We start from the raw sequence: 19001 nt of genomic DNA on the forward strand, positions 1-19001 counted from the left end.
GGACTTTCTGCCGCTACAGCGCGGCGGCGCCGTGGCTGCGGAGCTGGTGCCCGTACTGCTGGAGCGCGAAGAGCTCGCCCTGGACGGCCTGGAGCTCCTCGGGAGCCACCCGGGTGCCGATCCGCTGGAGGTGCGCCCGGACCTCGGCGACCCGCCGGTCCACCGCGTGCAGGCGCAGCGTCACCAGGAAGTTCCCCGCGTAGATCGCGTCGGCCTTGCGGACCGAGCGCACCGGCTCCACGGTGAGTTCGGTGACCAGTGAGCGCACCGTGTCGTCCGGGCAGGCCTCGCGCACCACGCCGGTGAAGTCCGCGACGGTGGTGCCGTACGCGACGCCGCCCGCCCGGCCGATCACCCGGCGCACCTCGGCGTACGGCGGGGTGACGAACTCGTCCTCGCCGTAGTTGTCGAACGCGGGGCTGACCAGCTCCGGGTACTGGAGGGCCAGTTTGAGGGTCTCGCGCTCGACGAACTGGTTCGGGTCCCGCGGATCCAGCCGGAACGCGGGCCGCGCCGGCGCGGCCACCGGGGCCTCGGGGCGGCGCAGCCGGCTCTCGCCGCGCGGGTTCTGCTGGCGCTCGCGGTTCCAGCGGGCGAGCTGGGTGATCCTGCGCACGACGAACTGCTCGTCGCCGGGCGTGACGCCCAGCAGCCCGGCCAGCCGCACGGCGTACCCGTGCCGGACCGAGGCGTCCTTGATCCTGGCGACGATCGGAGCCGCGGCCTCCATCGCCGCGGCCTGCCCCTCCGGGGTCTCCACCCGGTGCTGCGACACGGCCGTGCGGAGCGCGAACTCGAAGAGCGGCACCGAGTTGTCGATCAGCTCGCGGACCGCCTCGTCGCCGCCGGCCAGCCGCAGCTCGCACGGGTCCATGCCGCCGGGGCTGACCGCGATGGAGGTCTTCGCGGCGAACTTCTGGTCGTCCTCGAAGGCGCGCAGCGCGGCCTTCTGGCCGGCGGCGTCGCCGTCGAAGGTGAAGACGGTCTCGCCGCGGTACTGGGAGGTGTCCATCAGCAGCCGGCGGATGATCTTGATGTGGTCCTCGGCGAAGGCGGTGCCGCAGGTGGCGACCGCGGTGGTGACCCCGGCCAGGTGGCAGGCCATCACATCGGTGTAGCCCTCGACCACCACCGCCCGGCCCGACTTGGCGATCTCCTTCTTCGCCAGGTCGATGCCGTAGAGCACGTGCGACTTCTTGTAGATCGGCGTCTCGGGGGTGTTGAGGTACTTGGGCCCGTTGTCGTCCTCGCGCAGCCGCCGGGCGCCGAAGCCGATCACCTCGCCGGCGATGTCGCGGATCGGCCAGACCAGCCGGCCCCGGAACCGGTCGATCAGACCGCCGCGCTGGCCCTGCGAGGCCAGGCCGCCGAGCAGGATCTCCTTGTCCGTGAACCCCTTGCCGCGCAGGTAGCGGACCAGGTGCTCCCAGCCGACCGGGGCGTAGCCGACGCCGAAGGTCTTCGCGGCCTCCTCGTCGAAGCCCCGCTCGGCCAGGAAGCGGCGGCCGATCTCGGCCTCGGGCGAGGCCAGCTGCTCCTGGTACCAGGCGGCGGCCACCTTGTGCGCCTCCACCAGGCGGGTGCGCTCGCCCTGCTGGTGGCGGGGGCTGTAGCCGCCCTCCTCGTAGCGCAGGGTGATGCCGGCCTGGGCGGCCATCCGCTCGACGGCCTCGGCGAAGGTGAAGTGCTCGATCTTCATCAGGAAGGCGATGGTGTCGCCGTTCTCCTGGCAGCCGAAGCAGTGGAAGACGCCCTTGGAGGGGTTGACGTAGAAGGAGGCGGACTTCTCGTCGTGGAAGGGGCAGACGCCCTTGTACTCGCCGCCGCCACCGTTGGTCAGCTGTACGTAGTCGCCGACCACCGCGTCGATCGGCAGTGCGCTCCGCACCGCCTGTACGTCTTCGTCCCTGATCCGCCCGGCCACCCCGGAAGTCTACTGGGGCGGACGGGCCGGACGGCGTGGCCGGACGGCACGGTCGGGCGGCGGCCGGGCGGCGGCCGGGCGGGGTGGCCGGCCGGCCCGGGTCAGCCGCGGTCGGAGCCGGTCAGCCGGGCGTGCAGGGCCAGGGCGGAGGCGTCGGTGAGGGTGGCGATCTGGTCGATCACCGTGCGCAGCGCGGCCCGGTCGTCCTCCGCCTCCCGGTACATCGCGGCGAAGACCGGGTCGAGCGTTTCGGGGGCGCACCGGCCGAGGGCGTCGGCCAGCTCGGCGATCACGATCCGCTGCCGGGCCCGCAGCTGCGCCTGCTCGTCGCGCTGCATCACGTAGCGGACGGCGACCGCCTTGAGCACCGCGCACTCCAGCCGGACCTCGCGCGGCACCACCAGCTCGGCCGCGTAGCGGGTGAGCCGGCCGGGGCCGTAGCGGGCCCGGGTGGCCTGCTCGGCGGCCAGGCAGAACCGGCCGATCAGCTGGCTGGTGAGGTCCTTGAGCCCGGCGCGGGCGCGGGCGGTGCCGTCGTAGGACTCCGGCCACCACTCCTGGGCGAGCAGCCGGTCCAGGGCGGCGGCCAGTTCCTCGGGCCCGGCGTCCCGGGCGTAGCGCCCGGCGACCTCGAACAGCTCGGCGCGCTCGCCCGGGGCGCGCAGCGCGGCGGGGTCGATGTGACCGGCCTGGAGGCCGTCCTCGACGTCGTGGGTGGAGTAGGCGACGTCGTCGGACCAGTCCATCACGGTGGCCTCGAAGCACCGGCGTCCGGACGGGGAGCCGGCCCGCAGCCAGCGGAAGACCGGCAGGTCGTCGGCGTAGACGCCGTACTTGGGCGAGGCCGGGTCGGCGGGGTGGGCGCCGTGCGTCCACGGGTATTTGGTGGCGGCGTCCAGGGCGGCGCGGGTCAGGTTGAGGCCGACGCTCCGGCCCGGCCAGGGGGCCAGCCGGGCGGGGGTCTCGTCCTGCGGGGCGAAGCGCTTGGGTTCCAGCCGGGTCAGGATGCGCAGCGACTGCGCGTTGCCCTCGAAGCCGCCGCAGTCCTGGGCGGCCTGGTCGAGCGCCTCCTCGCCGGTGTGGCCGAACGGCGGGTGGCCGATGTCGTGGGCCAGGCAGGCGGTCTCGACGAGGTCGGGGTCGCAGCCGAGGGCGGCGCCGAGTTCACGGCCGACCTGGGCGCACTCCAGCGAGTGGGTCAGCCGGGTGCGCGGGAAGTCGCTGCGCATCGGGGCGACGACCTGGGTGGTGCCGGCGAGGCGGCGCAGGGCGGCGGAGTGGAGCACACGGGCGCGGTCGCGCTGGAACGCCGTGCGGCCGGGGCGCTTGTCCGGTTCCGGCACCCAGCGGGCCTCGGCGGCGTGATCGTACGGGTTCGGGGGCGGGGCGGCGGTGAGGCGGTGCGCGGTGTCGTCCATATGACCTTCACGGTACGCCGCGGCGGTGACACCGGAGGTGTGCCGCGCGCGACGGCGCGCGGGCCGGGGCGTGAACCCCCGGGTCCGCGCGCCGGGTCCTCGGACGCGCCCCCGCCACGGCCCTCGGGTCAGCCCCGGACGGCCTTGAGAACGGCCTGGGCGGCGCCCTCCTGACCCTTGGCGTTCGGGTGGATCGCCGCCAGTCCGTGCGCCGGGAACGGCGGTTCCACCCAGCGGGCGCCCTCCCCCGCGCACATGTCGTGGCCGGCCGAGGGCGCCGCGAGGTCCACGAAGACTGCCCCGGCCGCCTCCGCGCGCCGCTTGAGCATGGCGTTGAGCTGCCGCTCCTTCTCCACCAGGAAGCCGAGGTCCCCGCCGGTCAGGGCCGAGCCCAGGACCGGGACGCAGCTCGCCGGGTCGGCGGGCAGCAGCGACGGGTAGCCGACCACGTAGACCCGGGCCTGCGGGGCGCGGCGCCCGATCTCCTTGAGCTGCCGGCCGAGCTTCTCGCCCGCCGCGTCCACCTTGCGCTGCACCTGGTCGCCGCCGTCCGCGGCGGCGTAGGAGTCACGGCACGGCGCGGCGGCGCGGTCCGAGCCGACCAGGCCCTTCAGCGCGTCCACCAGGTTCTCCTTGGCGCACTGGCCGACGACGTCCATGAACCCGGCGTCGTTGCCGCCGATGCCGACGGTCACCAGGCGGGTGGCCGGGGAGAGCGCGTCCAGCTGCGGCGGGTTGCTGCCGTCGTCGGTCTCCTGGGCGCCGGCCAGGTCGCCGGTGCGGGCGCCGCTGCAGCTGACGTCGCGGAACCGCTCCCCGGACAGGCCGAGCGCCTTGGCCACCAGGGAGGGGTAGTTGACCGCCGAACGGGAGCAGCCCCGCGGCTCCGCGGCCTGCTGCGGGCTGATCTTCAGACCCGAGGTGTAGGAGTCGCCGAGCGCCACGTACGGCCCGGTGGGCGTGGGCGTGGGCGTCGGGGTGACGGCGGCGGCCCGCGGCGGCGCGGAGCCGTCCTGGACGGCGGCCGCCACGGTGGCGGAGCCGGCGGAACCGGAGCAGCCGGCGACCAGCACGGCGGCGAGGCCCGCGCCCACCGCGCCGGTGAGCGCGGCGGTCGGGCGTACGGACAGTGGCACGGGATCCCCCCGGGTAGGAGCCGGTGGCGTTCTTCCTACGACGGCCCGTCCCCCGGGCACCGCACTGCCCAACGGACGGGCGCGCCCGATCGCTCCCGCCCGGGGGCGTGGATTTCCGGCCGGGGCGCGCGGCGCCCGCCGCTCCGCCCCCGGCCCGTCACTCCGGACCGCGCTCGTGCTCGGCCAGGAACTGCTCGAAGCGCCGGCCCAGCTCGTCCGCCGACGGCAGGTCCACCGGCTCGGCCAGCAGGCTCTCCCGGCCCTCGGCGCCGGCCACCGCGTCGTACTGGCCCTCCATGCCGCGGATCGCCGACCGCAGCTCGCCGTCGCCCTGCGCCAGCTGCTCCTCGATGTCGGCGTACACCACGTCGACCTTCTCGCGCAGCAGGGTGCCGGGCAGCACCAGGCCGGTCGCGGACTGCACCGCCTCCAGGATCATCACCGCGGCCGCCGGGTACGCCGAGCGCGCCACGTAGTGCGGCACGTGCACGGCGAAGCCCAGCACGTCGTGCCCGGCCTCGGCGAGCCGGAACTCCAGCAGGGCCTGGGCGCTGCCCGGCACCTGGGCCTGTTCGAACCACTGCGGGTAGCCGGCCGCGAGGTCCAGCCGGTTGCCGTGCGGCGTCAGGCCGACCGGGCGGGTGTGCGGCACCCCCATCGGGATGCCGTGGAAGTCCAGGCTCAGCCGGACGCCGAAGCGCTCGACCAGCTCGCGGACGGCGGCGGCGAAGCGCTCCCACTCGACGTCCGGCTCGGGCCCGGTGAGCAGCAGGAACGGCGAACCGGCCGTGTCGTGGACCAGCTGGAGCAGGATCTCCGGCGGCTCGTAGGAGGTCCACCGCTCGCGGTCGAAGACCATCGGGGGGCGGCGGGCCCGGTAGTCCACCAGACGGTCGTGGTCGAAGCGGGCCACCACCTGCGGGGCGCCCGTCTCCAGCAGGTGGGCGACCACCTGGCCGCCCGCCTCGCCGGCGTCCATGAAGCCCTCGAAGTGGTGGAGCAGCACCAGGCCGGCACCGGTGTCCGCCAGCGCGGCCCTCGCCGCGGCCACGGCGGCCACGCCCTGCTGGTCCAGCTCGTACAGCGCCTGGGGATCACGCACCGCTCACCCACACCCCGTTTCTCTCCTCGTCGCGGTCCGCCGTGTCCGCTCCCCCGCGCGTCGGCCCGCGCGAGGGCTCGTGCCCGGCTCTCCTCGTCCAGCGTGCGGGGCGCCGCCGGAATTCCCGGCGGGCCGTTCCCGTTGCCCGGGCCGCCCGCGCAGGGCCCCGGCGGGCCGGCCGGACCATGATCGCACCCGGCGGGAAAGCCCCTGGTCAGGGGGGAGCGGAAGGCCGCTGCCGCCCGTCCGGGCGCTGCCGCAGGGGCCATTCGTGTGCCGCGAAGTGACGCACCGCCTTCTGACGGGTATCGTCCTCTCGCTGCCTCGCATCGTCGCGTCGTCGTCACGTCGTCCGTAACGCCGTCGACCACGTCCCGGACCGGTGCTCGGCCAGCCACCCACGACGCATCTTGCCTTCACCTGGCCGCCTGCTTCCCTTCGCGCACTCGTTTCCTCCTCGGCCATCTCGCGGACGCACACTGTCCCCTCGCTCATCCCGCCGGACCGGTCCGTGGACCCGTGTCCGTTCCGGCACCGCGCTGCCCGTCTCCGGGCCGTCGCTCCCCGCTCCGCCCGCCCGGCCTCCGGCGTGCGCGGGCACCGGTGGGCGCACTCCGGAACGGGGCGAACCAGTCATCGCTCGCCCGTGCCGCACCCCGGCACGGGCCAGCGCCCTCCGACCGATGAAGGACCGAAGGTTCCGTGCCCGTACCTGTCATCCTCACCGGCCGCACCGTGCGGCTGGAGCCCCTCGCCGCGCACCACGCCGAGGCCATCGCCAAGGCCGGCGCCGAGGACCGTACGACCTACGCCTTCACCCCCGTCCCGCACGGCCTGGAAGCGGCCCGCGAATACGTCGCCCGCGCCCTGGCCGACCAGGCCGCGGGCAGGTCGCTGCCGTTCGCCACGGTGAACCAGGCCGACGGCCGGGTGGTGGGCTCCACCCGGTTCCTGGAACTCGACTACTGGCAGGGGCCGCTGGTCTGGCCGCCGGTGCCGGGCGTGCCGTTCGGCGATCCGGACACCGCCGTCCCGGACGCCGCCGAGATCGGCAACACCTGGCTGTCGCCGCGGGCCCAGGGCACCGGCATCAACACCGAGGCCAAGCTGCTGATGCTCCGGCACGCCTTCGAGGTGTGGGGCGTGCAGCGGATCTCGCTGCGCGCCGACGCCCGCAACCTGCGCTCGCGCACCGCCATCGAGCGGCTCGGGGCGACCTCCGAGGGCGTCCGCCGGGCGCACTCGCGCGGGCTGGACGGGGTGGTCCGGTCGACCGCGTTCTACTCGATCCTGGACAGCGAGTGGCCGGCCGTCCGGGACATCATCGAACTGCGGATCGCCGCCGCCACCTCGCCGAGCGCCCCGGATCCGGCGATCAACCAGGAGTGCCTTAGACACGGCGGCGGCGCCGGGCACCTGATCACGGCCTGACCGTCAGGCCCCGGCGGGCTCCCCGCCGGCGGCCCGCAGCAGCCGGGCCGGCAGGCCGCCGTCACCGCCGTCCGCGCCGTCCCGCGGCCCGGGCGCGCGGTGCGGGCAGGTCTCGACGACGGCGGCCACCGGGCGCCACCCGTCACGGCCCGGGGCGACGGTCGGTTCCCGGACGGGGTGGCCGTCCGCCCGGCAGATCCGCAGCGTGCCCTCCCGGGTGTGCAGACGCCGGCGGCGGTCCGCCGGCGCGCCGGTCCGCAGCCGCTGCCACTGCGCGTCCGTCCACACCACGTCCGGTACCGGGCACGACCGCGGCACCAGCAACTGCGCGCCGTCCCGGCCCCCGGACACGGCGCCCGGCGCCCGGCGCGGGGAACGCCCAGGCGGGCAGCGGCTCGCGGGCGGCCGGCCAGGCGGCGGGAACACCGGCCGTCCCGGTGTGCGCCGCGACCACGCCGCCGGTGATCGCGGCCACGGTGTCGGCGTCCCCGCCGGCGGACACGGCCTCCCGGACCGCCGCCGGGTAGTCGGTGAGCCGGCGGGCCGCGCACCGGAGCGCGTACGGCACGGTGTCGGCGGCGCTGGTCCGGCTGCCGTTGCCGAGGACCCGGGCGGCGCGTTCGGAGCCCGGCTCGGCGAGCAGGGCGACCGCCCGGGCCGGCCCGTCGTGGACGGCGCCGCGCGGGGTGAGGTGGCGGACCTTCTCCAGGAAGCTCTCCGGCGTCATCCGGGTGGTCCTGGCCCGCACTGCGAAGGCGGCGGCCACCGCGACGGCGATCGCGCCGTCCACCGCCTGGGGGTGGGTGCGGGTGATCAGCGCGGACGCGACGGCCGGGCGCACCGCCCGCACCTGGTCGTCCGCGTACGCCGCCCCGGGCGGGGCCACCCGCATCGCGGCGCCGTTGCCGTACGAGCCCCGGCCGTCGAACAGCCCGGCGGCCGGCACCCTCGCGTCGCCGCCCTCCCGGACCAGCCGCAGCAGGCGGTCGGCGGACGGGCCGTAGCCGCGGTCGAAGTCGTGGCGCCGGGCGAAGGCGTGGGTGAGGTCGAACACGTCGATGCCACCGCGCTCGGTGTGCGCGGCGTACACCGAGCAGGCCATCTCGGTGTCGTCGGTCCACGGCCAGGGGCCGGGCGGGACGGTCCGGGCGTGCAGGTGGGTGCGGGCGGTGGCGGGGACGAAGAACTGGGCGCCGAGGGCGTCGCCGACGGAGAGGCCGTTGAGCGCGTCGAACGCGGGGCCGGTGTGAGGAGTCGTCATCGCGGCCGAGCACAGCCCTCCGCCCGCCCCGCGTCAACCGCGTTTGACCGGGCAGTCCCCCGGCGGGCGATGTTCCGCATACTCCCGATCCGGGCGGGAACCACCCGGGCATGACCCGCGCCGGCTCCCTCGTCGACCCGCTGCTGCTGCTCGGCGCCGACCAGCAGCACATCGCCACCCGCGCCCAGCTGCGCGGGCTCGGCGTGCCGTCCGGCACCATCGCGCACCGGCTGCGGGCCGGCGGGCCCTGGCAGCGGGTGCTGCCCCGGGTGATCTGCCTGCAGACCGGGCGGCTGACGGCGCACCAGCGGCTGCGGGCCGCCGTCGCCTACGCGGGGCCCAAGGGGCTGGCCGCACCGCCCGGCGGCGAGGTGCTGCTCACCGGAGCGGCGGTACTCGCCGACGCCGGGCTCCCCTCGGCCGGCCACCCGGCGGACCTCACCGAGGTGGACGTGCTGATCCCCGCCCGGCGCAAGGTCGCCGACCGGGGGTTCGTGCGGGTCCACCGGGCGAACGGGGCCATGCCCGGCGGCTTCGAGCGCGACGACGGACTCTGGAGCACCACCGTCGCCCGGGCGCTGGCCGACCTCGCGCCCCGGGAGAGCGGACGGCACCGGTTCCGCGCGCTGTGCGCGGAGGCCGTCCAACGCCGCCACTGCGAACTCGGCGAGCTGCTCGACCAGTTGCTCGCCCGGCCGGACGCCCGCGAGCTGCCCCGGCTGGCCGGGGTGGTGGAGGAGCTGACCGCCGGGGTGCGCTCGGTCGTCGAGGGCGAGGCGCGGGACGCGGTGCGCGGGGCCGGGCTGCCCGAGCCGCTCTGGAACCCGGTGCTCCTCCTGGACGGGCGGTTCCTGGCCGTGCCGGACGCCTACTGGCCGCAGGCCTGCGTCGCGCTGGAGATCGACTCCCGGGCCTGGCACCTGCGCCCGGCCGACCACGAACGGAGCCTGACCCGCGCCAACCGGCTGACCGCCGCCGGGCTGCCGGTCGTCCGCACCACCCCCGTCCAGCTGCGCCGTGACCCGGGGCCGGTGCTGCAGGAGCTGGCCGTCCTCCTCGCGGCCGGGCCGCACGGCCCGCATGCCCGGATCAGCTGGCGCCGGGCCCGCTGACCGTCCCGGGCCCCGCCCCCGGTCCTGGTTCCGGTTCCGGTTGTGGTTCCGGTTCCGGTCGGGCAGCCTCGTCCGCAGCCCCGGGGCGCTCAGCAGCGGGCGTCGATCTCCTGGAACGTGCCGTAGTGGTCGGCGGTCCAGTACTGCTCGCCGGAGCCGCCGGTGACCACCCGGCGGGCGCCGCGGTCGCCGGAGCCGGGGGTGACCACGGTGAACTCGTGGTAGTAGCCGGAGGCCTTGCGCGGAAGGCGGCTCTCGCGGTTCTCGAAGACGATGCCGTCCGAGCGGTAGGGGTAGGGGCCGCCCTTGGCGATCAGGCCGAGGGTGTCGAGGGCCTGGCCGGGCAGCGTGGTGCGGCAGACGTCGGCCATCGCCGGGTCGGTCGGCACCCAGCCGGTGGCGGTGCCCGCCGGCGCCGTGCCGGCCGGTGCGGAGGGCTTGGGCGCGCTGGGCTTGGGCGCGCTGGGCTTCGGGGCCGTCGGGGTGCTCGACGCGGCGGCCGGGCCGGTGGAGGTCGCGGCGGCCGTCGGGGTGCCGTCGCCGGTGCCGTCGGACGCGACGTAGCCGACTGCGGCGGCGATCGCGCAGAGCAGCACGGCGAGGACGGTCCACAGGCGGTTCTTGCTGGTCATGGGCTCCAGCTTCGCAGCCGGCGGCCCCGCGCGCGGCCAGCCACACACGTGGCCGCGGCCACATCGGGGCGGCCGGCGTGTCCTGGGCCGTGCCCCGGGGTGCCGTGTTCCGGGTGCCGCGCTTCCCGGGTGTCCCGGGTGTCCCGGGTGTCCCGGGTGTCCCGCACGGAGGCGGACATGCGCACGGCCGGGGCGGGTACGGACGCCGTTGTCCGTTCCCACCCCGGCCGCCTTACGTACGCCGGTTCTCCTGCGCCGAGCTCCGGTGTACGCCCCTCCCCGATGGAGGGGACGCGGTCAGCGGTCCGGCTGTGCCGGGGGGCTCGCAGCCCCCCGGCGTTCAGCGCGAGTCGCTGCCCGCAGACTCGATGGCGGCGCGGCCGGCCTCCAGGCGCGCCACCGGGATCCGGAAGGGGGAGCAGGAGACGTAGTCCAGCCCCACCTCGTGGAAGAAGTGGACCGAGTCCGGGTCGCCGCCGTGCTCGCCGCAGACGCCGAGCTTGAGGTCGGGGCGGGTCGCCCGGCCGGCCTCCACGGCGTGCTTGACCAGCGAGCCGACGCCGTCGCGGTCGATGGTCTCGAACGGCGAGACCCCGAAGATGCCCTTCTCCAGGTAGGCGGTGAAGAAGGAGGCCTCGACGTCGTCGCGGGAGAAGCCCCAGACCGTCTGGGTGAGGTCGTTGGTGCCGAAGGAGAAGAACTCGGCGGCCTCGGCGATCTGGCCGGCCGTGACGGCGGCGCGCGGCAGCTCGATCATGGTGCCCAGCTTGATGTCCAGCTGGACGCCGGTGGAGTGGGCGACCTCGGCGAGCACCCGCTCGCACTCGTCGCGGACCAGCTCCAGCTCCTGGACGGTGCCGACCAGCGGGATCATCACCTCGGGGCGCGGGTCCCCGCCGGCCAGCTTGCGCTCGGCGGCGGCCTCGGCGATGGCGCGGACCTGCATGCCGAACAGACCGGGGATGACCAGGCCGAGGCGCACACCGCGCAGGCCGAGCATCGGGTTCTGCTCGTGCAGCTTGTGCACCGCCTGGAGCAGGCGCAGGTCGTTCTCGTTCGGGTCCTTGCGGGCCTCGGCGAGGGCGACGCGCACCGACAGCTCGGTGATGTCCGGCAGGAACTCGTGCAGCGGCGGGTCGAGCAGGCGGACGGTGACGGGCAGGCCGTCCAGCGCCTGGAAGAGCTCGACGAAGTCGCCCTTCTGCATCGGCAGCAGGGTGGAGAGCGCCTGCTCGCGGTCCTTGTCGTTGTCCGCGAGGATCAGGTGCTCGACCTCCTTGCGGCGCTCCTCGCCGAGGAACATGTGCTCGGTGCGGCACAGGCCGATGCCCTGGGCGCCGTAGCGGCGGGCGCGCGAACCGTCCTCGGCGTTGTCGGCGTTGGCGCGCACGGCGAGCCGGCGGCGCACGTCGGCGTGCGACATCAGCCGGTGCACGGCCTGGACCAGGCCGCCCTGGACGTCGGCGCCGGCGTGCAGGGTGCCCTCGAAGTACTCGACCACCGGGGAGGGCAGCACGGGCACCTCGCCGAGGTAGACCTTGCCGGTGGCACCGTCGATGGAGACGATGTCCCCCTCCTCCAGCACCAGGCCGTCGGCGGTGGTCATCCGGCGGCGCTTGGTGTCGACCTCCAGCTCCTCGGCGCCGCAGACACAGGTCTTGCCCATGCCGCGGGCGACGACGGCGGCGTGCGAGGTCTTGCCGCCGCGCGAGGTGAGGATGCCCTCGGCGGCGATCATGCCGTCCAGGTCGTCCGGGTTGGTCTCGCGGCGGACCAGGATGACCTTCTCGCCGGAGCGCGACCACTTCACGGCCGTGTAGGAGTCGAAGACGATCTTGCCGATCGCGGCGCCGGGCGAGGCGGCGAGGCCCCAGGCGATCTGCTTGGACTCGGCGTTCGGGGCGAAGCGCGGGAACATCAGCTGGGAGAGCTGGCCGCCGGTGACCCGCATCAGGGCCTCGTCCAGGTCGATCAGGCCCTGGTCGACCAGCTGGACGGCGATCCGGAAGGCGGCCGCGGCGGTGCGCTTGCCGACCCGGGTCTGCAGCATCCAGAGCTTGCCGCGCTCGATGGTGAACTCGATGTCGCAGAGGTCGCGGTAGTGGTTCTCGAGCGTCTGCATGATCGTCATCAGCTCGTCGTACGACTTCTTGTCGAGCTTCTCCAGCTCGGACAGCGGCAGGGTGTTGCGGATGCCGGCGACGACGTCCTCGCCCTGGGCGTTGGACAGGTAGTCGCCGTAGACGCCCTGGGTGCCGGTGGAGGGGTCGCGGGTGAAGGCGACACCGGTGCCGGAGTCCTCGCCGAGGTTGCCGAAGACCATGGTGCAGATGTTGACCGCGGTGCCCAGGTCGTTCGGGATGCGCTCCTGGCGGCGGTAGAGCCGGGCGCGGTCGCCGTTCCAGGAGTGGAAGACGGCGTGGACGGCGAGGTCCATCTGCTCGCGCGGCTCCTGCGGGAAGGCCCGGCCGGTCTCGCGCTCGACGATGCCCTTGAAGACCTCGACCAGGTGCTTCAGGTCCTCGGCGTCGAGGTCGAGGTCGTTGGTGGTGCCCTTGGCGTGCTTGGCCTCCTCCAGGGCCTCCTCGAACAGCTCGCCGTCGACGCCCAGCACGGTCTTGCCGAACATCTGGACCAGGCGGCGGTAGGAGTCCCAGGCGAAGCGCTCGTTGCCGGACTGCGCGGCCAGACCGGCCACCGAGGCGTCGGAGAGGCCGATGTTCAGGACGGTGTCCATCATGCCGGGCATGGAGAACTTGGCGCCCGAACGCACCGAGACGAGCAGCGGGTCGTCGGCCTGGCCGAGCTTCTTGCCCATCTCCTGCTCAAGGGCGTCCAGGTGGGCGCTGATCTCCTCGTGGAGCGAGGTGGGCTCGCTGCCGGTCTCCAGGAAGACCTTGCAGGCCTCGGTGGTGATGGTGAACCCCGGGGGGACCGGGAGGCCCAGGTTGGTCATCTCGGCCAGGTTCGCGCCCTTACCGCCGAGAAGGTCCTTGAGGTCCTTGTTTCCTTCAGTGAAGGAGTAAACAAACTTCTGCTGGGACGCCACGGGTCGGTCTCCTCGCACACGGTTGCCCTGACGCCGGAGAACATACCCATTTCGAAGGCGCTTCCGCGCCGCCAATAGGGCGTACGTCGTCAGGATCGCCTGGTAACCCGCTAGATCCAATGCACTGAATGGCGTTCACCTCTGGTGGTGAAATCGTCCGGCTGACGCTAGCGAGTGTTCAAGTCTTGAAGGCGGCGAAACCGGAAGATCACATCGCGGGAACGCTCGGTAGTCGCTGACCCTCCGGCCTGACGAACCGGCTTGATTTCCTGCACCCTGAGTGCCCGATCCGCCGCCGCTCCCCTTCGGGAAGCGATCCACCCCCGACTTGTTCATTTCGTCCTGTCGGCCACCTCCGACCGCCAGGGTATGTGGCCAGCGTCACGAGCGCATCTCAGCGTTCGGGCGTAGGGGGCCTCCGCCAGCCGTCGCACTGCGTCCAGGAATGTGTCCGCTCCGTGACATTCCCCTGCCGAAAAGGAGCCCTCTTGGCCAGATCGGCCAAGAGGGCTGGGACGAGATGGCAGTCAGCCCCAAGGGGTCGTTTTTGCCACTTCGTCAGGGGTCACCCGCCAGAGGTGTCCGATTCGGCATCTTCGCCCGGTCGGGCGCAGTCGTACGGATCGTCCAACCAGCCTTCCGGGAGGACGACCCGGTTGTTGCCGCTGGTCCGCCCGCGCGGGCCGTCCGCGCCGGCCGGCCAGGCCTGGGACTGCTCCACCAGGGCGAGGGTTTCGGCCAGTTCGGCGAGCGAGGAGGAGTTGGCCAGCTTCACCCGCAGCTCCGAGCCCACCGAGAAGCCCTTGGTGTACCAGGCGACGTGCTTGCGGAAGTCGATCACGCCGCGGGCCTCGTCGCCCAGCCACTCGCCGAGCAGCTGCGCGTGCCGGACCATCGCCCGCGCCACATCGGCGAAGGTCGGGCGGGCGTAGTCCACCTCGCCCTCGAAGATCGCCACCAGGTCCTTGAACAGCCACGGCCGGCCCAGACAGCCACGGCCGACCACCACGCCGTCGCAGCCGGTCTCGCGCATCATCCGCACCGCGTCGTCGGCCGACCAGATGTCCCCGTTGCCGAGCACCGGGATCTCCGCCGGGACGGACTCGCGCAGCCGGGCGATCGCCGACCAGTCGGCGGTACCGCCGTAGTGCTGGGCGGCGGTGCGGCCGTGCAGGGCGATCGCGGAGACGCCCTCCTCGGCGCCGATCCGGCCGGCGTCCAGATAGGTGAGGTGGTCGTCGTCGATGCCCTTGCGCATCTTCATGGTGACCGGCAGGCCGCCGGCGTTGGACACGGCCTCGCGCAGGATCTCGCGCAGCAGGTTGCGCTTGTACGGCAGCGCCGAGCCGCCGCCCTTGCGGGTCACCTTGGGGACGGGGCAGCCGAAGTTGAGGTCGATGTGGTCGGCGAGGCCCTCGTCGGCGATCATCCGGGCCGCCTTGCCGACGGTCACCGGGTCCACCCCGTACAGCTGGATCGAGCGCGGCTTCTCGCTCGGATCGAAGGTGATCAGCTGCATCGTCTTGGCGTTGCGCTCCACCAGGGCCCGGGTGGTGATCATCTCGGAGACGAAGAGGCCCTTGCCGCCGCTCTGCTCGCGGCACAGGGTGCGGAACGGCGCGTTGGTGATGCCGGCCATCGGCGCCAGCACGACGGGCGGCCAGACCTGCAGCGGGCCGACGGACAGCGGGGCGAACTCGGCTCCGGCGGCGGTCGTGGTCGCCGGCGCGGCGGGTGCCGGTGCGGCGGGTGCGGGGGCGGTCGCGGTGGTGTCGCCGTCGGCGGGGCCGGTCGCGGTGGCGGTCGCGGTGCTCGGCTCGGTGGGTGCGGGCGGGACTGTCATGCGCGGCTGACCTCGGGGACGGTGGATGGGGGACTCTTCATTGTCCCCCACCCGGCCGAGCGGCCCAGGGGCTCCGCTCCCGGGGCCCTCGCCGGTTCCCGGGACCGGCCTCCGTTCCCGGGTCGTCAGTCCCCGGCGGGCTCCTCCTTCGCCGGTGAGGTCTCGTTCGCCGACGGGGCCCCGTTCGCCGACGGGGTGCCCTTCGTCGGCGGAGGGTCCTTCATCGGTGGAGCGTCGTTCGCCGCGGGGCCGTCGCTCGCCACCGTGTCCTTCGCGAAGACCGACAGTGAGCCGGAGGTGACCGAGACCCTGATCTTGTTCGGGCTGGAGCGGTCCGCCAGTGCCGGATCGATGCCGCCGCGGGCCAGGGGGGACGCCCCGCCGTCGAAGTCGTAGCGCGACCCCCGGGGCAGGCCCAGCACCACCGAGCCGGACGTCACCCCGATGTCCACGCTCCGCGGGGCGGCGGCGAAGCCCAGCTGCATCGAGCCCGAGGTCGCGGCGGCGCTGACGGTCGGGGAGGTGAGGCGGCTGCCCCGGACGGAGCCGGAGGTGGTGCGCACGGTCACCGGACCGGACACGTCGGCCAGCTCCACCTCCCCGGAGGTGGAGAGCAGGTCGACCACCCCCGTCACCCCGGCGACGTCGACGCTCCCGCTGCTCAGCCGGCCGGTCACCGCGACCCCGGGCGGCACGTCGAGCTCGATCACCGCGCGGCAGCCGAGGTCGCTGACCGGGGGGACCTGGGTGCAGCGCATCCGGACGTCGAGCCGGTCCTGCTCGAAGAGCGCCGAGACGACCGGCATCCGCATCATCCAGTTCAGGTCCTGGCGGACCACCACCCGGCCCTCCTCCCCCGGCCGGATCCGGACGGTCGCGCTGCCGGTGTCCAGCCGCACCGTGGTCACCGCGACCGGGTAGGACATCTCGGAGTGCGTGCGCTGCTGCACCGCGATCGCCCAGGTCTGCACGGCGCCGGCGACCAGCGCCACGGCGAGTGCCAGCGTGCCGAGCATCCGCCAGGCCAGGCGGCCGCGACGGGCGCGCCCCGGCGCCCGCTCCCCCGGGCCGACCGCCGTGCCCTTCCCCGTTCTCATCGTCATCCCACTTCCAGGAAGCGCAGCACCGCCAGCACCCGCCGGTGGCTCTCGTCGGCGGGCGGCAGGTCGAGCTTGGCGAAGATCGAGTTGATGTGCTTGGCCACCGCGCTGTCGCTGACCACCAGGGCGGTGGCGATCGCCGCGTTCGAGCGGCCCTCCGCCATCAGGGCGAGCACGTCCCGCTCGCGCGGGGTCAGCCGCTCCAGGGGGTCGCGGTGGCGGCGCACCAGCAGCTGGGCGACCACCTCCGGGTCCAGCGCGGTGCCGCCCTCGGCGACCCGCTGGAGCGCGTCCACGAAGTCGTCGACATTGGCCACCCGCTGCTTGAGCAGATAGCCGACGCCACTGGTGTTGGTGGTCAGCAGGTCCGCGGCGTACCGCTCCTCCACGTACTGGGAGAGCAGCAGCACCGCCACCTCCGGCCACTGCCGGCGGATCACCAGCGCGGCCCGCACCCCCTCGTCCGTGAAGCCCGGCGGCATCCGGACGTCCGCCACCACCACCCGCGGCCGGTGCTCCTGCACCGCGGCGAGCAGTTCCTCGGCGTCCCCGACGGCGGCGGCCACCTCGTAGCCCACCGCCTCCAGGACCTTGACCAGGCCGACCCTGAGCAGGACCGAGTCCTCGGCGATCACAGCACGCACGGCAACTCCACGGTGATGGTGGTCGGGCCCCCGACGGGGCTGAGCACGGACAGGGACCCGTCGACCGAGGCGGTGCGCTGGCGCAGGCCGTTCAGGCCGGTGCCGCGCGAGGCGTCCGCCCCGCCCACCCCGTCGTCGCTGACGACCAGGCGCAGCCGGCCGCCGGCCGTGCGCACCGAGACGTCCGCCCGGGAGGCCCGGGCGTGCTTGGCGACGTTGGCCAGCGCCTCGGAGACGGTGAAGTAGGCGACCGCCTCGACGGTCGGCGCTATCCGCTCGGCCACCTCGACGTCCAGCCGGACCGGCAGCGGGGCGCGGGCCGCGATGCCGGAGAGCGCCGCGTCCAGACCGCGGTCCTCCAGGACGGCCGGATGCAGGCCGCGGACCAGGTCGCGCAGCTCGTCGATGGCCGCCTGGGCCTCCTCGTGGGCCTCGACGATCACCTGCATCGCCTCCGGCGGGACGTCCTTGAGGGTGCGGCGGGCCAGGCCGAGGTTCATGGCGAGCGAGGTGAGCCGCTGCTGGGCGCCGTCGTGCAGGTCGCGCTCGATCCGGCGGCGCTCGGCGTCCACCGCGTCGACCAGGCCCGCCCGGCTCTCGACCACCTCCTCGATCCGGTGCTCCAGCTCGGCGGTGCGGCCCGGGCCGAGCATCCGCACGGCGAGCGCCTCGTCCAGCCGGGCCAGCAGGCCGGCCGCGGCGGGCAGCACCGCGATCAGCAGCAGGCCGCCGACGGTGAGCGGGACGTCCAGCGCGGTCCAGCGCTCGCGGACGGGCGAGGAGGCCGGCATCAGCCAGGTCCAGCCGAAGACCGTCGAGGCCGTCAGGGCCGCGCCCCACCCGTACACGATCGCCACCGAGCCCGCCGCGACCAGCGGACCGGCCACCAGGTGGTAGCCGACATGGCTCCAGCTGACGCCGGTGCGCAGCCTGGTGAGCACGCCGGCGGGGGTGACGGAGGCCCGCAGCAGCGGCGGGATCTCCACCCCGCGCAGCGCGCGCAGCCGGCCGCGCTGGGCGGCGGTGAGCAGGCGGACCGAGAGCAGGATCGCGCCCAGGAGGACCAGCGTCACCTTCGGGGTGAGGACGATCAGCCAGGCGGGCAGGGAGAGCGGGATCCCTGCGGCGAGGAAGCGGGTGTCCCGCCAGGCCGCCGCCGACCACGGGGGCCGCGCGACGCTCCCGGCGGGCGTGCGGCGCGGCGTCGTGGAGGACATGGCGGACAGCCTAGAGCGAGGTGATCAAGCGTCACCATGAAGGGGGCTGCCCAGAAATGGTGAAGCTAGGTACACCCTCAATTCGGATCGGCGCACTACCGACAACGCCGTCCGCAGCGGGGAGTCTTGACGGCATGACGAGCACCGCATCGCACTCCGCCACCCCGCCGCACGGGCGTCCGGCCCACGGCACCACCCCCGCCGTGTCCGCCGCCCCGGCCGCCGTGGCCGAGGACCGGCTGCCGGTCGGGCCCGCCGGTGCGTTCGCCGGGTTCGACGGCCCGGGCGGGCTCTCCGGCCCCGCCGGGTCCGGCGCGCCGGGCGGGCCGTGGTCGGTGCGCAGCGTGCCGGCCGGCCGCGGTCGCGGACGGGCCGCCCTGGAGGTGTACGAGCACGGCGAGCTGGTGGACGTGGTGGTCGCGACCCGGCTCGGCCGCGGTCTGCTGCGCGGCGCCCGGGCCTGGGCCGGAGCCGGTACCGGGGCCGGCGGGCGCCGCCGCCCCCGGCACGGGCTCGCCTGGGGCCGGCTGCCGCACGGCGGCGCCGTCCCGGCCGTCGGCTTCACCGGCGGGCGGCTGCTCCGGCTGCCGGGGCGGGCGGCGCCGGTGGTCGCGGCGGCCGAGGTGGTCACCGTCGCCGGGAGGTTCTGGCTCGCCTGGGCCGAGGGCGTCTTCGACGGCGTGCTCGTCGAGGCGCCCGGCGGGGCCGGTCCCGAGCGCGCCCCGCTGACCCGGGTCCGTGCCACCCCCGTCGTCCACGCCGACGCGGCGGAGTCCGGGGGTGCCCGATGAGCGCCGCCGTACTGTCCGGCGGCCCCGGCCGGTCCCCGGTCGCCCCGTTCGCCTCGCGGGTGCCCGTCGTCGCCGCCTTCGCGCTGCTGCCCTGGGTGGCGGTGCTCGCGGCGGCCGGCGAGACGGCCTGGGTCGTCCTCGACCTGTGCGAGTTCGCCGCGCTGCTGCGGCTGGACGCCGTGCTGCGCCACCGGCACCCGGCCGCGGTCGCGCCCGCCGCGGTGGTCGCCCTGCTGCTCGCCGGTGACGCCCTGGTGGACATCGCCACCGCGGGCCCGGGCGCCGAGACGCTGGCCGCGCTGATGATGGCGGGCTGCGTCGAACTCCCGCTCGCGGCGCTC

At 74.8% G+C, this 19001-nt stretch carries 15 protein-coding genes; 3 read left to right on the top strand and 12 right to left on the bottom strand.

The annotated features are described in order from the left end of the window. Positions 1-13: 13 nt before the first annotated feature. The 4 genes from dnaG to ACFVVL_RS04355 all read right to left on the bottom strand — a co-directional run bounded on the left by dnaG (position 14) and on the right by ACFVVL_RS04355 (position 5580). The gene (gene dnaG / locus ACFVVL_RS04340) at positions 14-1924 is read right to left on the bottom strand and encodes a DNA primase (RefSeq protein WP_387671277.1); all 1911 of its coding nucleotides are present in this window, start codon (positions 1922-1924) and stop codon (positions 14-16) included. A 101-nt stretch (positions 1925-2025) separates the two neighbouring features. Next, positions 2026-3342 carry a deoxyguanosinetriphosphate triphosphohydrolase gene (locus ACFVVL_RS04345; protein WP_387671279.1) on the bottom strand — a complete coding sequence of 439 codons (1317 nt, stop codon included), beginning with the start codon at positions 3340-3342 and terminating at the stop codon, positions 2026-2028. Between the two features lie 128 nt (positions 3343-3470). Beyond that, a complete protein-coding gene (locus ACFVVL_RS04350) occupies positions 3471-4478 on the bottom strand; it encodes an SGNH/GDSL hydrolase family protein (RefSeq protein ID WP_387671281.1) in 1008 nt (335 codons plus the stop codon). A gap of 157 nt (positions 4479-4635) precedes the next feature. Beyond that, on the bottom strand, positions 4636-5580 hold the full coding sequence (locus ACFVVL_RS04355) for a PAC2 family protein (protein WP_380294979.1): 945 nt from the start codon (positions 5578-5580) through the stop codon (positions 4636-4638). 702 nt (positions 5581-6282) lie between these two features. Here ACFVVL_RS04355 and ACFVVL_RS04360 point away from each other — a divergent pair. Then, a complete protein-coding gene (locus ACFVVL_RS04360; protein WP_380294981.1) occupies positions 6283-7011 on the top strand; it encodes a GNAT family N-acetyltransferase in 729 nt (242 codons plus the stop codon). A 3-nt stretch (positions 7012-7014) separates the two neighbouring features. Here the strand turns inward: ACFVVL_RS04360 and ACFVVL_RS04365 are convergent, their stop codons facing one another. Both ACFVVL_RS04365 and ACFVVL_RS04370 read right to left on the bottom strand, forming a co-directional pair. Beyond that, positions 7015-7140 (bottom strand): hypothetical protein, encoded by a 126-nt coding sequence (locus tag ACFVVL_RS04365; protein WP_387671283.1) that lies wholly within the window; start codon positions 7138-7140, stop codon positions 7015-7017. Positions 7141-7153: 13 nt separating this feature from the next. Beyond that, positions 7154-8272 carry an ADP-ribosylglycohydrolase family protein gene (locus ACFVVL_RS04370; protein WP_387671285.1) on the bottom strand — a complete coding sequence of 373 codons (1119 nt, stop codon included), beginning with the start codon at positions 8270-8272 and terminating at the stop codon, positions 7154-7156. Between the two features lie 110 nt (positions 8273-8382). Here ACFVVL_RS04370 and ACFVVL_RS04375 point away from each other — a divergent pair, with 110 nt between their 5' ends. Further along, positions 8383-9384 (top strand): hypothetical protein, encoded by a 1002-nt coding sequence (locus ACFVVL_RS04375; RefSeq protein ID WP_387671287.1) that lies wholly within the window; start codon positions 8383-8385, stop codon positions 9382-9384. Positions 9385-9473: 89 nt separating this feature from the next. Here ACFVVL_RS04375 and ACFVVL_RS04380 read toward each other — a convergent pair whose 3' ends face one another. The 6 genes from ACFVVL_RS04380 to ACFVVL_RS04405 all read right to left on the bottom strand — a co-directional run bounded on the left by ACFVVL_RS04380 (position 9474) and on the right by ACFVVL_RS04405 (position 17869). Then, positions 9474-10016, bottom strand: coding sequence for a ribonuclease domain-containing protein (locus tag ACFVVL_RS04380; protein WP_387671289.1), 543 nt, complete (start codon positions 10014-10016; stop codon positions 9474-9476). Positions 10017-10356: 340 nt separating this feature from the next. Next, positions 10357-13065 (bottom strand): pyruvate, phosphate dikinase, encoded by a 2709-nt coding sequence (gene ppdK / locus ACFVVL_RS04385; protein ID WP_380294988.1) that lies wholly within the window; start codon positions 13063-13065, stop codon positions 10357-10359. Between the two features lie 565 nt (positions 13066-13630). Beyond that, positions 13631-14908 (bottom strand): tRNA dihydrouridine synthase DusB, encoded by a 1278-nt coding sequence (gene dusB, locus ACFVVL_RS04390; protein WP_380294990.1) that lies wholly within the window; start codon positions 14906-14908, stop codon positions 13631-13633. A 125-nt stretch (positions 14909-15033) separates the two neighbouring features. Further along, positions 15034-16011, bottom strand: coding sequence for a DUF4097 family beta strand repeat-containing protein (locus ACFVVL_RS04395; RefSeq protein WP_387671292.1), 978 nt, complete (start codon positions 16009-16011; stop codon positions 15034-15036). After that, on the bottom strand, positions 16008-16652 hold the full coding sequence (locus ACFVVL_RS04400) for a response regulator (RefSeq protein ID WP_387671294.1): 645 nt from the start codon (positions 16650-16652) through the stop codon (positions 16008-16010). Before ACFVVL_RS04400 ends, ACFVVL_RS04395 begins: the two co-directional genes overlap by 4 nt. After that, positions 16640-17869, bottom strand: coding sequence for a sensor histidine kinase (locus ACFVVL_RS04405; protein ID WP_387671295.1), 1230 nt, complete (start codon positions 17867-17869; stop codon positions 16640-16642). Before ACFVVL_RS04405 ends, ACFVVL_RS04400 begins: the two co-directional genes overlap by 13 nt. A 134-nt stretch (positions 17870-18003) precedes the next feature. Between ACFVVL_RS04405 and ACFVVL_RS04410 the strand changes: the two genes are divergently transcribed. Further along, positions 18004-18660 carry a hypothetical protein gene (locus ACFVVL_RS04410; RefSeq protein WP_387671297.1) on the top strand — a complete coding sequence of 219 codons (657 nt, stop codon included), beginning with the start codon at positions 18004-18006 and terminating at the stop codon, positions 18658-18660. Positions 18661-19001: the final 341 nt, after the last annotated feature.

It is taken from the genome of Kitasatospora sp. NPDC058115, from assembly GCF_042884635.1.
In the GTDB taxonomy this organism is placed as follows: domain Bacteria; phylum Actinomycetota; class Actinomycetes; order Streptomycetales; family Streptomycetaceae; genus Kitasatospora.

Coding starts and splice junctions, on each gene's coding strand:
- ACFVVL_RS04410 (WP_387671297.1), top strand. CDS start 18,004: ATGACGAGCACCGCATCGCACTCCGCCACCCCGCCGCACGGGCGTCCG.
- ACFVVL_RS04375 (WP_387671287.1), top strand. CDS start 8,383: ATGACCCGCGCCGGCTCCCTCGTCGACCCGCTGCTGCTGCTCGGCGCC.
- ACFVVL_RS04345 (WP_387671279.1), bottom strand. CDS start 3,342: ATGGACGACACCGCGCACCGCCTCACCGCCGCCCCGCCCCCGAACCCG.
- dusB (WP_380294990.1), bottom strand. CDS start 14,908: ATGACAGTCCCGCCCGCACCCACCGAGCCGAGCACCGCGACCGCCACC.
- ACFVVL_RS04380 (WP_387671289.1), bottom strand. CDS start 10,016: ATGACCAGCAAGAACCGCCTGTGGACCGTCCTCGCCGTGCTGCTCTGC.
- ACFVVL_RS04395 (WP_387671292.1), bottom strand. CDS start 16,011: ATGACGATGAGAACGGGGAAGGGCACGGCGGTCGGCCCGGGGGAGCGG.
- ACFVVL_RS04405 (WP_387671295.1), bottom strand. CDS start 17,869: ATGTCCTCCACGACGCCGCGCCGCACGCCCGCCGGGAGCGTCGCGCGG.
- ACFVVL_RS04370 (WP_387671285.1), bottom strand. CDS start 8,272: ATGACGACTCCTCACACCGGCCCCGCGTTCGACGCGCTCAACGGCCTC.